Source organism: Psychrobacillus sp. NPDC096426 (assembly GCF_044762745.1).
Taxonomy (GTDB): Bacteria; Bacillota; Bacilli; order Bacillales_A; family Planococcaceae; genus Psychrobacillus.
The window spans coordinates 19954-33959 of the sequence record NZ_JBIWEX010000023.1 but is presented as its reverse complement, the minus strand read 5'-3'; the positions used below and the strand labels follow the sequence as shown (position 1 = coordinate 33959).

Here is a 14006-nt window from a genome sequence, read left to right as displayed (position 1 = left end):
CCCCTTAAATATTTTTATAATATTACCCAATCCCAAGGTTTAGTCAGTCATTATATTTGGAAGCCACATGACTACCTCAGGTATATAGGTGATTATTAACAGAACTATTAGCAAAGCATAGAAAAATGGCATCATTGCTTTCGTGCCTTGTGAAATGGAAATTTTACCAATCGCGCAACCGACGAATAAAACAGTTCCTACCGGTGGTGTCAATAAGCCTATTCCTGCATTTAATATAAGAATAATTCCGAAATGTACTGGATCCATACCAAAGCTTGTGACAACCGGAAGAAGAATAGGTGTCATGATTAAAATCATTGGTGCCATATCCATTGGTGCACCAAGTAGAAGTAATAAGATATTAATAATCAATAATATAATAAGTGGATTATCAGAAATACCTAATAATAAGTTAGTCATCATGGATGGAATTTGTAAGTAGGCCAATATCCAACCAAATGCAGCTGAAGCAGCAATTAGAAAAAAAACCATCGAAACAGTTTTCAAAGTACGTTTTAAGATAGCCCACACACTCGATAGTGGTGCTTCTCTATAGACAACAAAAGCTAGAATAAAAGAATATAAACAAGCCAATGCCCCTGACTCTGTTGCCGTAAAAATCCCACTCATAATCCCACCTAAGATAATTACCGCTGGACTGAGGGATAATACACCGTGTAAAAGGGTACTTGCAATTTGTGACTTTGGCACAGGAGCTGCCTTTTCATAACCTCTTTTCCTCGCAATTATATATCCTGTAATACACAGCGCGATTAGCATAATGACACCTGGCACAATACCAGCCATAAACAAACTAGCTATAGAAACGCCACCTGCTGCCAATGAATACAATACAAGATTATGACTTGGCGGAACTACTACCCCCTGTATAGCGGATGCAATCGTAACTCCAACCGCATAATCTGCTTCATAGCCATTCTTTTTCATCATTGGAATCATTACGGATCCGACAGATGAAACATCCGCTACAGCAGAGCCAGAGATATTCCCAAAAAATAGCGATGCCACACTGTTTACCATGGCCAATCCTCCTCGAATCCTTCCTACTAAAAGAATGGCCAGATTGACAATCCGATTAGCAAGACCACCCGTACTCATTATTTGACCTGTTAGGATAAAAAATGGAATTGCGAGTAGGGAAAATGAATTTATTCCTTGAATCATCTGCTGACCAATAATGGGTAACGGTATACCTAAAAAAATTATGGTTAGCAGGGATGATATAACAAGTGTTAAAGCGATTGGAAAGCGTAGCATAACTAAAATAACAAAACTTACGAGTAAAATGGTGACCGCAATGCTAGTACTTGTCATGCTAATGCCCCTCCTCTATGTCTTTATACTTAGCGGTATTGATATTAAATAATTGCAAAAGTGCATATAAACAAATCATGAATCCCGTTATTGGCATGATTATATAGGTGACGCTACTCGGAAATTTTGTTGCTGGTAGTGTTGATTCCAACATAAGAACTGTAAATTGCCACCCCTGAACTACAAGGTATATGCCAAAAGCCAAAACAATGATAAGAATCACCTTATCTAGAACTTTATTAAAGATTTTCGGAAATAAGTTAGTAAATGAATCGATTCCTAAGTGGATATACTCTCGAAATCCAATTGCGATTCCCATAAATCCAAACCAAACTAATAAAAGTAAAGTGATTTCTTCTGACCAAAAGAAGACAAAGTTAAAAAAATATCTTGTTATCACTTGCAATGTAACGATGATTACTAATAAAATTAACGATAAAAGGGTGAACTTTTCAAATATATTATCAATGAGTGAATATACTTTTTTGGTTAGATTCATAACTTCCCTCCTCGAGAAAGCGTTTTCTTTGTTAAATTTTACGTTATATTCAGAATTATTAGAATGCTTATTTTTTATAGAAATATTGTGTTTTTTTTAGGTTAGGAAATGTTTTTATTAAGTGATTCATCAAAAAAAACGCAGGCCTTTTATAATTAAGGCACTACGTTTTTATAATTTGACAGGATTTCCAGTTCTAGCTGATTCATAAATCGCCAAAACTAATTCAAGTGATTTCCTTGCTTCTTCACCTGTTACTAGTGGATCTCTTTTCTCAGAAATAGCATGAACAATATCCTCATATTGTCTTTTGTGTGACTCATAAGAAGACATTTTGTTTGAGGATGCACTTGTTTTCATTACTTCTCTTGGAGCTTTTGTGTATTGATTTCCACTCTTAAAATTCCATTCCTTTACTTGGTCATTTTCAATGATGACACTACCGTTATTACCAAAAATATCAAGCGTTGCACTATACCCTGGATATGCTGCTGTATTCCCCTCAATCAATCCGAGTGCGCCTGACTTGAATTTTAATGATGCGACCGCAATATCTTCAACTTCTATTCTTTCATGAGCTCGAGTAGCACAATACGCATGGACTTCCTCAACTGGACCCATTAAATAAAGAAGAAGGTCGATATAGTGGATCGATTGATTCATTAATGAGCCACCACCATCAAATTCCCAAGTTCCACGCCATGCACCACTATCATAATATTCTTGTGAACGATACCAGGTAGTACGTGCAGCTCCAAAATTCAGTTGACCAAATTCTCCTAGATTCATTGCATTTTTAATATCTACAATCCCATTATCAAATCTATGTTGAAAAATACAACTTAACGTAACATTCGCTTCTCTACAAGCCCGAATTAGTTCGTTCGTTTTGTTTAGCGATGTATCGATCGGCTTTTCAACAATCACATGTTTCCCTTTTTTCGCCGCTATTATTCCAAAATCTGCATGTGTTCCACTAGGTGTTAAGATAGTAACGATATCAATTTCACTATTATCTAGAAACTCCTCATAATTACTGTAAACTTCAATGTTGTATTGATAACCCAATTTTTCCGCTGTTTCCTTGTTTCTAGAAAAAATAGCTGTTACCTTCGCATTCGGTACCTCTTGAATGCTTTTAATATGAGTTTCTACAATATTTCCACTACCAATGATTCCGAAATATAACGTTTTTTTCGTACTCATACACCTCCGGGAAAATTTATATTTAAGGTGCATCCTTCGTTCTGGTGACCCAGGGGAAATGCTTAGCTCCTAATTTTCTTAACAATTCTACTGGGCAATTTAAACATAAACACTTTCTTGCCATTCACTGATTTTATTGCTTTTCGTACGCCCATATAGCTTTTCCCAAATAGTTTACTATTTTCTGCAATTTCAATGATGACCGCTTCTAAAAAAGCAAAACTACCTACTATCATAAGTATAATTATTGTAATCATATCGAAAATACGAACGTAAGCATATGCTTCATGTGAAATAAAGTTAAGCTTGATATAGAAGAAGAGCACACCAATAGCAAAAGAAAAAAATGGAATGTATTTCATTAGGCTCTTTGACACTTTCTTGCTTAAATAATAGGTAATGCACGCCATAAAAACCATTAAGATCAAACAAACAAGTATGCCAATCTTAAAGCTCATTCGTTCACCTCTTCCAATGAAACATTTTAATCTTGTAATCCTTACATTACTATATTCCTTCGAGAATAGAATAAGCACTTCAAAAACAAAGATAAAACTAGTTTATCCAATGGAGGAAAAATTTAATCCATCGCATTATGTAAAATGTCCAGGAAGTAAAATAGCGCAGATTTTGTAACTCTTTATAAAATTTAAGAGTACGACATCTGGATGTCGTACTCTTGGTAAATGTTACCTGTACCACGCACCATACAGACACTTTTCTACATGGTGTCTAAATAGTTTCGTACACAGAGAATGTATTTAGAATGCTGGTATTGCAGTTTCATCATAATTTTCTTCTAAAAATTTGCGTACCTCTGGGCTCGTCATAGCTTCGGCTAACTTTTGAATCGGCTCCCAATCCGCATTATCTTTACGTGCTACTAACGTAATAGCAAAATCATTTTCAGTTCCTTCTGTAAGAAGCGCATCACTTTTAGGTGTCAATCCAAGTGGCGCAGCATATGCCGGTGTCATAACAACTGCATCTGCGTCATCGTACATTCTCGCTAACATTAATAAATCCACCTCTGCAAACTTAAAGTTTTTAGGATTGTCGATAATATCTGCTAGCGTATAATATGTATCCGTTTTTTCTTGTAACTTAATGGCATTATGTTGAGCTAACAAAGTCAAAGAGCGATCAATATTAGAAATGTCATTTGCAATTGCAATAACGGCACCATCTGGCAATTCGTCCATCGAATCATATTCTTTCGCATATACACCATAGTTCGCAAAATAAATAGGTACAATTGGAACGAGTTCCGCATTATTATTACTATTGAATTGCTGCATATACGGAACATGTTGGAAGAAGTTTGCATCTACTTCTTTTGCCGCTAGCGCACTGTTAGGCTGCACATTATCACTCAATACAACAACTTCCAGATTAATAGATTCCTCTGCTAGTTTTGGTTTCACAAGCTTCTCGAGAATTTCCGTCATAGGCGGTATTAGCGAAGCTACTTTCAGTGTCACTTCTTCCTTCGAATTATTTTGAGCAGTTCCATTATCCGTTTCTTTATTAGCTTGACCACAACCACCTAAAATAAATAACAGTACAGTAATTAAAACGAATATTTTTTTCATAATATTTTCCTCCAATTATCTTTTATCGATTTTTCGTGATACTGTAGTTCCAATAAACTGGATAAGCTGTACGATTATAACCATAATAATAATCATGTACATCATTAAGTCAGTTTTGAATTGTTGGTAACCATACCGTATAGCAAAGTCTCCTATACCACCTCCCCCTACGACTCCCATTATAGTCGAATAGGAAATAAAACTAATAATGGAGGTTGTCAATCCTAGGACGAGCCCAGAACGAGCCTCTACATAAAGAAATTTGAAAATAACTTCCTGAACGGAAGCTCCCATTGAAATTGCTGCCTCCATCACACCTTTTGGTACGTCCACTAAAGATTGCTCGACCAATCGCGAATAATGTGCAATGGCGATAATCGATAATGGAATGGTTGCTGCCGCAGTGCCAATTGCAGTTCCTATCAAGAATCGTGTAAATGGTATTAAAAAAACGACTAATAATAAAAACGGAAAAGAACGTATAATATTTACTACTAAATTTAATGCTGAAAACACCAGTTTGTTCTCCAGCATCTCGTCCTTTCTGCAAAGAAAAAGTATTGTCCCAACTGGTAATCCTATTAATATAGCAGCTAATATAGATACACCAACCATTACAAAGGTTTCTCCAATAGCGTTCAAAATCTCAGCTTGATATTGTATTAAAATCTCAGGCATGGTGCATGTCACCATCCTTTGTTAATTGCTCTACAAAGAATTTTGGACTTTTATCAATACTTTTAATCCCTTTTGGTTCCACTATTACCGTTTCGTATATTCCTCCATCTACCATTACCGTTACACGATTACATATACTTTTGATCACTTCCATCTCATGACTAACAAGAACAATTGTCACACCTAAACTTTTGTTCACTTTTTCAAGTACATCTAATATTTCCGCAGTTGTATGAGGATCAAGGGAAGAGGTAGGTTCATCACATAACAAAACTTGAGGGTTATTTGCTAAAGCTCTTGCAATGGCAACACGCTGCTTTTGACCACCACTTAATTGTGCAGGATATTTTTCCATTAGTTTTTCTAGCCCAACAAATCGAAGACACTCTATTACGCGATTTTGACGTTCTTTCTTTGGAAACTTGGTCAATTCTAAAGATACGGCTACATTGCCGTAAACAGTTTTGTTTGCCACTAGATTAAAATGTTGAAAAATCATCCCAATAGATTTCCGTGCTTTTCGTAGATGTTTGCTGTTCAAATCAGTTAATGTTTGACCATTCACTTCTATGGCCCCTTCATCTGGGATTTCCAACAAATTCATTAATCGAAGTAAGGTCGATTTTCCTGCTCCACTTGCTCCAATAATCCCATAAATTTCTCCTTTATTAATCGTTAAAGACACGGAGTTAATAGCCCGAAAATGCGAATAATTTTTAGTAATATTATGTAATTTAATCATAAAAAAAACCCCTTTCTATTATTTGAAGGGTGATTGCAACGATACTAATTATAGCTTAAAATGCTGGGGCTGTCATGAGTGTTGTTCCCTGTGACACGCACAACTTAGACACTATTCAAAATTGTGTCTAAGTTGTGCTGTACACAGGAAAAGTATTTAAATCAACAACTGCTCTATCCATTCCTGTACCATCAATCCTTCTTCAAACGATACAACGAATGACTGTTGTCCATTGATCACATGATGACACGCATCTATTAAACTATTTGGCTGAATGTCCGGAATGACTCGAACAGCTTCTAGATCCCTTTCGCTTACCCAGAGTTCTGACCAATTTCGGATTGTCATTGCTTTTTCTGTTCCAAAAACTTTAAATTCTAGACTTTCCTCTTGTCCAATTCCAGACAAACCATTCAGAACAATCGGTATTCCACTTTCTGTTTTAGCTAATGCTGTTACACCTGTTTCACAAAGTTCCTCGTTTGCTGGATAAGTCGTCGTATGAGAAGAAATCGTAAAGTTGCCAAATAGATGATACATAAGTTGAAGGTAATGTGGAAATATTTCTCTTATGAAACCACCCTGTTCTCTTGTGCCAATCCATGGATTTTGTTGCCACTTTCTCGGCCAATTTGGTAAATAAGTATGCAATTCAATACGAACAATATCTCCAAGCGACTCAGAGTTCAGCTCATTTTTAAGACTATGTAAAACTGGACTATACATTAACGGAAAATGCATTGCTGTTTGAACATTAGCTTCAGCTGCAGCTTTTACCATCCGTATGCCATCCCTAGCATCGTGAGCAAGTGGCTTCTCCGATAGAATATTTAAACCAGATGCTGCTATTTGTTCTGATAGTGGCGCATGGCTTACAGGTGGTGTACCGATATAAACCCAATCCGGATGCGTTTGTAAAAGCACTTCTAACGATTCTGCAACCGGAAGCTGATATCTTGTTGAAATTTCCTCTAGTCTTGTTTTATTTTCATCATATACGGATACAATTTCGCAATTAGGATGAGCTAGAATCTGATTAATAATACGTTCCCCAACTACTCCTGTTCCAATTAATGCAAATGTAGTTTTTGACATTAGTTGCACTCCTTTAACATTCTAGTTTTATAGCTATGTAACTAGTTAATCATAAACTTCAAGAGAATGAAAGATTAATCATGTCCTCAAGCAATACATGTGTAATCGTTCATATTCCGGAAATACTAATAGACAAAGGAGTGAAAAAAATGGCAAATAGAAATAAAATATTAGTTCCCTCTGCTCGAGAAGAATTAGACAAACTAAAAGCTCGAGTGATGAAAGAACAAGGTTATGATGTGAATATGGACAAGCCTAATGATGTTAAATACGAAATTGCTGAAGAACTCAGTATTCCATTAAAAAAAGGATATAACGGCAAACTTACAGCTGAACAAGCCGGAAAAATTGGAGGACCAATTGGCGGTAGTATGGTGAAAGAAATGATTAGAATGGCACAAGAACAAATGATGAAAAAATAAAGTAGCCCCATATTCGTGAACGAAAACACATAATTTATATGTGTTTGGGGATTATATGGTTGAAACGGATGAGGAAATGAAAACATCGTTATATTACAGATTGGAGGATTTACAAAGATGACAAAAAGTCAACAAAACCTTAGTCCAAGTACTGCCTTTGCCCGTTTCATGTTAGGCTCCATCCTAACCGCTTACGGTACCGTAAAACTTTTGCGAGAACCCAATAGCAGAACTGGCAAAATGCTTGTTTTATTTGGTTCCATGAAAGTAGCAGAAGGTGCCACTAAATTTTGTCCAACTAAAGCGATGAGTAATATGATGGACAATATGATGAGTGGAAATACTTCTCAAAGTGCTTCCACTGGTGCTGGAGCATCGACGAAAAGCGGAACTCAGCCTCAACAAACTGCTTCAAGTGGCAGTACCGGTCAAATGAGTGGAAACATTATGCAGATGGTCGGGAATATCGCTCAAAAACTAACCGGTGCAAATGCATCCCAACAAATGACAAGTGGGACTGGGACAACCGCTCAAACTATTAGTAATATCGCACAAACAGTAGCACCAAAAGTTGGGCAAATGATGAACGATGTAACAAACATGACGGGATCACAAAATGCTACTGGAGGAAATACTAACGGAAAACAAGCGTCTACAACGAGCGAAGCATCAAACAAAACTGCGACGACAAATGCTAATGCTAACACGAAGAATGCTGCAAACGGATCCTCAAATGGAAAGAAAAATGCTTCAGCAAATGCAGAGAACAAGAAATCAGCTTCAGCTACAACTACTAGTTCAAATTTAGATGCCTCTGTAATAGACGCCGCTTCAAAAACAGCTTCCCAAAAATCACCTGCATCAGATATTCTACAATAAAAGAAAACATGCTACCGTAAGTTGCGGTGGCATGTTTTCTTTTATTGTAGAATAGTTCTTGGTTTTGTTTGAAATCGTTATGTTTTACCTTAAATAACTTTGATGCGTATCTAGGCACATGAGTCAATTGTCCACTTGATTTAAAATGCTTTGCGTATTATAAAACTAATCTGTTATTAAGGAGGTGCAAGTTATGCCAGGAAAAAAAGGGAATAGCAGTAGTTCATCCTCAGGTAGTTCGTCTTCTTCAAGAAGCACTTCTTCAAGTAGTTCTACCTCTTCAAGTTCTTCCAGAAGATCGTCTTCAAGTAGTTCCTCAGGAAGAAAAGGAAGTAGTTCGTCTTCTTCAGGTAGCACTTCTTCAAGTGGTTCTACCTCTTCAAGTTCTTCTAGAAGATCGTCTTCAAGTAGCTCCTCAGGAAGAAAAGGAAGTAGTTCGTCTTCTTCAGGTAGCACTTCTTCAAATCGTTCTACCTCTTCAAGTTCTTCAACCGGAAGATCGTCTTCAAGTAGTTCCTCAGGAAGAAAAGGAAGATCAACTTCTTCTGGAAGTACATCTTCAGGAAGCACTTCTTCTTAAAATAAATAAATTTACTAAAAAAATTAAAAGCTTTCCTCTAATCATTCGATCGATTAAGGAAGGCTTTTAAGCCAGACCAATATGGAATGCCTTACGAACCTGACAACTAACATAGCCATTGTTCATCATGCATGTACTATAGCTATGTTAGTTGCCAGTAGCAACATTAATAACTATGAATAATTACAAGGAGGTGAATATATGTCAAATCTCATTCCTTCTTATCACTTAATGATTAAAGAAGATGACTTAAACCGTTTAAGAAAAAACTTAACGAATGATAATGCTATTTCCACCAAATTGAAAATAGAAAACACTACTTACGATATTAATATTGCTTATCGTGGCTCTTATACAAGAAAATTTCGTAAAAGATCGTACTTAATTGGTTTCGTTAATCCCGAAGAGTTTGCCGGGGCACATAAAATTCACCTCAATGCGGAGTATAAAGATCCTTCTCTTATTCGCAATAAACTTTCATTCGACTTTTTTCAAGATCTAGGTGTTTTAGCCCCAGATAGCCAGCATATAAATTTTTACAGGAATGGTTCATTTAAAGGTGTCTATTTACAGTTAGAGTCCGTGGACGATATGTTTCTGAAAAAAAGAGATCTGCCTTCTGGTCCCATTTATTATGCCGTCAACAACGATGCGAATTTTTCCTTTACAAGGGACGAGAAGCCCAAAAAATCACTTTTGTCGGGCTATATCCAAGCGTGTGGTAAATCGTCCGATGATGAATTTCTTACTGAGTTAATTACTAGGATAAATACTACCTCCAAGTCAAAGTTCCTCGGTGAAATCTCCCAACACATGAATATGGATCAATTTATCCTCTGGTTAGTTGGGGCAATTTGTACAATGAATAATGATGGTTTCACACATAATTATGCCCTCTATCGCAATAGTGACACATGTTTATTTGAAGTGCTTCCTTGGGATTACGATGCAACATGGGGACGGAAGGTTAGCGGTGGACTAATGGAGCATACTTATGTCCCTATTGAAGGAAAGAAGGGAAATTATCTTTGTTCGCTTCTTATGCAACTACCAGAATTCCGCAAACGTTATAGAAACGTATTGGAAGAAATTCTTGATACAAAGTTTACTGTGGAATATATGGAAGACAAAGTATTATCACTGCATGAACATGTACGTCCCCACATACTGCAAGACCCTTATACAAAAAATAAAATAGATCAGTTTGATGAAGAACCAGAAGTAATTTTCCAATTCATTCGTGATCGTAGAAATTATTTAAGAGAGAATCTTAGCAACCTAGATTAAGTTTGCAAGAAAGGAGTTAAAGCAATTGCTACCTTTTTATATGAAAGAGACTGGAAAGTATGGTCGAGGGATATTTGCTGCGCGTGATATTAAAAAGGATGAGCTAATAGAAGTATCACCTGTTATCGTATCACCAAAAGATGAATGGAAATATTTAAAAAAGACTGTCCTTTATTATTACAGCTTTCACTGGGGGAAAAAAGATACAGCTATCGCACTGGGGTATGGGTCACTATTTAATCATTCATACACACCGAATATAACATTTAGTAATAATAAAAAAAATTTATCTATTGATTTTTACGCAATAGTAGATATTAAAGAGGGTGAGGAATTAACAATAAACTACAACGGAGAGCCAGAGGATACATCTAGATTATGGTTTGATGTAATATAGTAAAGAAATAAATTCGTATGATTATAAATGCCAAGTTTCCCTTTCTTAAGGAGAACTTGGCATTTAATCTATTATTATGCTTTTATACCTTAAACTTACCAATCTGTTCTTGCAGTTTTAAAGCCATGTGAGAAAGAGATTCAGCAGACGCAGTTATTTCCTCCATAGATGCTAGTTGTTCTTCAACAGCAGCTGCTATACTTTGAGTTCCTGATGCTGCTTCGTCTGCAATTTCAGTTAAAATCTTTTCTGATTGAAGCACTTGTTCAGATCCAGCAGACAGCTGTTGCGTAGTAACGGAAACTTCTTGTAACTGAGTAGATACTTGATTTACAGAGTTACGTATTTGTGCAAATGAATCACCAGCTTTATTGACAACTTCTATTCCTCCATTTACTTCCTTGGTTGTTTTCTCCATCGATTGAACAGCTACCTTTGTCTCGTTTTGTATTAAAGCAACAAGGTCCGCAATATTCCCGGCCGATTCTGCTGATTGTTCTGCAAGTTTACGTACTTCATCGGCGACTACAGCAAAACCGCGTCCGTGCTCGCCCGCTCTAGCAGATTCGATAGCCGCGTTTAAAGCTAATAGATTTGTTTGTGAGGCAATACTTGTGATCACTTCAATAATTTCTCCAATTTCTTTGGAACGGTTTCCGAGACTATTTACGACTTGTGATAATTGAGTAACAGTCAAATTAATAGAATTCATCTGCTCAATTGTTGAGTGAATAGCTTCATTTCCTTCTATTGCCTTTAGGGACGCATCGTTTGCATTAATCGATAAATCATGTGCATTGGAAGCAATTTGCTGAATACTTAAAGCCATTTCTTCCACAATTTTCGAACTTTCTTCTGTACTTGATACTTGTCTTTCTGCTCCAATCGCTAATTCTTGCATGGTAGAGGAAATTTGTTCACTAGCCTTCGTTGACTCCTCTGAACTTGCTGTCAATTCTTCTGATGAAGCCGCTACTAGTTCTGATGTACTATTTACTTGTCTCATTAATTCTCTTAACTTAAACACCATATTATTGAAAGAGGACGTTAACACTCCTATCTCGTCTTTCGAGCGGTACTTCCCTTCAACCGTTAAATCACCATTTTCTGCTTTAACCATAAGCTTTTGAATCTCGCTTAATGGTTTAGTAATCATACGTGCAATGACAGTACCCATTACAATTTTCAAAACAAGTGCAAGGAGAATCACTGTTATTACAATAATATTACTTGTTTTTACGCTAACTGAAATACTCGTATCTAAATCATCTGCATAGTTTACTAAATAAACTCCAATCTCCTGTAATAGAGTATTCGATTTTTCCATAGGATCTTTGAGTTTCTGTTGGTATTCTACATAACCTAAATCACTCTTCCCAACTAAGCTTAAGTTCACTACTTTTTGTAACTCAACTTTATAGAGTTCAAAATCTTTTTTATATTGAGCTAACCTCTCTAGTTCAGCGGAAGATAGAAGACCCTTTTCTAAAGACATTACTAACTCATTATTTTCATTTATTCGATCATTAATTTGTGTTTGTAAGGCTTTCATTTCTTTCGAGTCAGATGTTAGTAATATTTCTAACGTATATCGGTCGATTGCTTCGTTATTTGTACGGATTTGTGACTGCCACTTTATTGGTAAAAGTGCATCCTTATACATTTGAATAGAATTTTTCTTCATTTCATTCATAAAATAGAATCCTGTTCCACCTATTAGTAAAAAAATTAGAATGGAAAGAGAAATTAAAAAGACTAATTTCTTCCCAATTTTAGCGTTTCTTAAGCTCATTTCTAGTATACTCCCTTTTTGTTCACATTTATTTACCTTATGTACATAGCTATTTAAGTATCAACCGTTAGACATCTACACCAATCATAAAAATTTCAAAAAATAATAAAATTACACAATACATTGTAAATACATATAGCCCTAGTGATATAAAATACCTATCAACCATTTAGATATTGTACAATTTTTAATTACTAAAGTCACTAATACTTTAGGCCTAATACGTATCACAAAACTTTTAAATACGATTGTAGGATTTTTCGCATAAAAAAAGTGCCAGATAAAAGAACAATCGTTCATGTTCTTACATCTAGCACCCCAAAAAAGTACGCATTGTGATAAATGGTTATCATTAATTGGAATTTCCAAAGTCCTCCTCAAGTCGTTTGACGAATTCTTCCGCCGCACTATAGCCTTGCTGCTTTAAATACCAATTATTTGCTGCCGCTTCTATTAGGCCAGCAACATCACGACCAGGCTGTAATTGAATTTGAATATGTGGAATTTGTACCCCCATATATTCTGTGAATTTTGTTGCTAATTCTAGTTCGTTATTCAATGTATTGTGCTCCCATTTGGTTAACTCAATATCTAGTGCAATCCTTGTTTCATCTTGGAAAGCAGCTCTTCCGTATAAACGTACGACATTTAGTAACCCAATACTTCGCAAGGCAAGGAATTCTTTGTTTTTTTCATTATGCGATCCTAGTAACGTTTGTGGGCTTAGTTTTTTCAATACGACGATATCATCTGCTACTAAACGATGTCCACGCCCAATGAGTATATGGGCTGTTTCGCTTTTTCCGACACCCGATTTACCACGCAACAAAATACCAATACCAGCTACATTCACACAAACACCATGAATAGCAATTTCCTCCGCCATCGCTTTTACAACATACGCATCTAATTTCGCACTTACCTCACTGGTCGAATCTTGTGTACGTAATACTGGAATTTTCTTTTCTACGCAATAATGGATTAATCCGAGTGGTTCATCTTGATTTGATGTAATGATAATACATGGTGGATCGTATTGAACGATATTGCCAATACGTAATTTGCATTCTTCTTCTGAAAGTGTATGTAAATAATTAATTTCATTTTTCCCTAAAATTTGGACATGTTCAGTTGCAATAAAATCGAATTTATCCATGAATTCTAAACCAGGTCTGCGGACTTTCGATTTTTTCAGTACACGATGCAACTGATCAAGTCCTGTTAACACATCAAATGAAAATGTACGGACGATATTTTCAACAGTTATAATTTTCATCTTTATCTCTCTCGCCTTCTAAACTACCCGTTAAAGTCTTCTATAACTTTCTATTATACCCCGTTAAATATTAGTAATAATACCTTATAAAAGTATACTTCACAAGTACCTAAAATATGAATAAAAAAGGTTATCAAACGCTTATGTTTGATAACCTCAGCTTGACACAAAAGTATTTTTATAGACTGTTATGAATAGCTTATGAATCTTCTTATCGAGATTCCTT

Annotated in this window: 15 protein-coding genes; 4 read left to right on the top strand and 11 right to left on the bottom strand. The window is 35.9% G+C overall.

From position 1 onward, the window contains the following. Positions 1-39: 39 nt before the first annotated feature. From ACIQYS_RS17350 to ACIQYS_RS17315, 8 genes are all read right to left on the bottom strand, one after another. Positions 40-1335 (bottom strand): TRAP transporter large permease, encoded by a 1296-nt coding sequence (locus ACIQYS_RS17350; RefSeq protein WP_402982630.1) that lies wholly within the window; start codon positions 1333-1335, stop codon positions 40-42. 1 nt (position 1336) lies between these two features. Then, complete coding sequence (locus tag ACIQYS_RS17345) at positions 1337-1834, bottom strand: TRAP transporter small permease (protein WP_402982627.1); 498 nt, start codon at positions 1832-1834, stop codon at positions 1337-1339. A 171-nt stretch (positions 1835-2005) separates the two neighbouring features. Continuing rightward, positions 2006-3040: a Gfo/Idh/MocA family protein gene (locus tag ACIQYS_RS17340; RefSeq protein WP_402982625.1), complete on the bottom strand. Its 1035-nt coding sequence runs from the start codon at positions 3038-3040 to the stop codon at positions 2006-2008. Between the two features lie 62 nt (positions 3041-3102). Continuing rightward, positions 3103-3498, bottom strand: coding sequence for a hypothetical protein (locus ACIQYS_RS17335; RefSeq protein ID WP_402982622.1), 396 nt, complete (start codon positions 3496-3498; stop codon positions 3103-3105). Positions 3499-3801: 303 nt separating this feature from the next. After that, positions 3802-4632 carry a MetQ/NlpA family ABC transporter substrate-binding protein gene (locus tag ACIQYS_RS17330; protein ID WP_402982620.1) on the bottom strand — a complete coding sequence of 277 codons (831 nt, stop codon included), beginning with the start codon at positions 4630-4632 and terminating at the stop codon, positions 3802-3804. Between the two features lie 15 nt (positions 4633-4647). After that, a complete protein-coding gene (locus tag ACIQYS_RS17325; RefSeq protein ID WP_402982617.1) occupies positions 4648-5310 on the bottom strand; it encodes a methionine ABC transporter permease in 663 nt (220 codons plus the stop codon). Next, the gene (locus ACIQYS_RS17320; protein WP_402982615.1) at positions 5303-6052 is read right to left on the bottom strand and encodes a methionine ABC transporter ATP-binding protein; all 750 of its coding nucleotides are present in this window, start codon (positions 6050-6052) and stop codon (positions 5303-5305) included. The genes ACIQYS_RS17325 and ACIQYS_RS17320 overlap by 8 nt, the downstream gene beginning before the upstream one ends. Positions 6053-6208: 156 nt before the next feature. Beyond that, positions 6209-7147 carry a Gfo/Idh/MocA family protein gene (locus tag ACIQYS_RS17315; RefSeq protein ID WP_402982612.1) on the bottom strand — a complete coding sequence of 313 codons (939 nt, stop codon included), beginning with the start codon at positions 7145-7147 and terminating at the stop codon, positions 6209-6211. A 149-nt stretch (positions 7148-7296) separates the two neighbouring features. Here ACIQYS_RS17315 and ACIQYS_RS17310 point away from each other — a divergent pair, with 149 nt between their 5' ends. Both ACIQYS_RS17310 and ACIQYS_RS17305 read left to right on the top strand, forming a co-directional pair. Next, positions 7297-7569 (top strand): alpha/beta-type small acid-soluble spore protein, encoded by a 273-nt coding sequence (locus tag ACIQYS_RS17310; protein ID WP_402982609.1) that lies wholly within the window; start codon positions 7297-7299, stop codon positions 7567-7569. A gap of 117 nt (positions 7570-7686) precedes the next feature. Continuing rightward, entirely contained in the window at positions 7687-8448 is a 762-nt protein-coding gene (locus ACIQYS_RS17305) for a YgaP family membrane protein (RefSeq protein WP_402982607.1), read from the top strand. A 165-nt stretch (positions 8449-8613) separates the two neighbouring features. Here the strand turns inward: ACIQYS_RS17305 and ACIQYS_RS17300 are convergent, their stop codons facing one another. Then, positions 8614-9018 (bottom strand): hypothetical protein, encoded by a 405-nt coding sequence (locus ACIQYS_RS17300; protein WP_402982605.1) that lies wholly within the window; start codon positions 9016-9018, stop codon positions 8614-8616. Between the two features lie 211 nt (positions 9019-9229). On the opposite strand from ACIQYS_RS17300, the gene ACIQYS_RS17295 reads away from it, so the two are divergent. Together ACIQYS_RS17295 and ACIQYS_RS17290 are read left to right on the top strand one after the other, a co-directional pair. After that, positions 9230-10315, top strand: a complete 1086-nt coding sequence (locus tag ACIQYS_RS17295) for a CotH kinase family protein (protein ID WP_402982602.1) — start codon at positions 9230-9232, stop codon at positions 10313-10315. A gap of 25 nt (positions 10316-10340) precedes the next feature. Next, positions 10341-10712, top strand: a complete 372-nt coding sequence (locus ACIQYS_RS17290) for an SET domain-containing protein (protein WP_402982600.1) — start codon at positions 10341-10343, stop codon at positions 10710-10712. Between the two features lie 82 nt (positions 10713-10794). On the opposite strand, the gene ACIQYS_RS17285 is transcribed toward ACIQYS_RS17290, so the two are convergent. Both ACIQYS_RS17285 and hprK read right to left on the bottom strand, forming a co-directional pair. Continuing rightward, complete coding sequence (locus ACIQYS_RS17285; RefSeq protein ID WP_402982597.1) at positions 10795-12504, bottom strand: methyl-accepting chemotaxis protein; 1710 nt, start codon at positions 12502-12504, stop codon at positions 10795-10797. Positions 12505-12856: 352 nt separating this feature from the next. Then, complete coding sequence (gene hprK, locus ACIQYS_RS17280) at positions 12857-13780, bottom strand: HPr(Ser) kinase/phosphatase (RefSeq protein WP_402982595.1); 924 nt, start codon at positions 13778-13780, stop codon at positions 12857-12859. Positions 13781-14006: the final 226 nt, after the last annotated feature.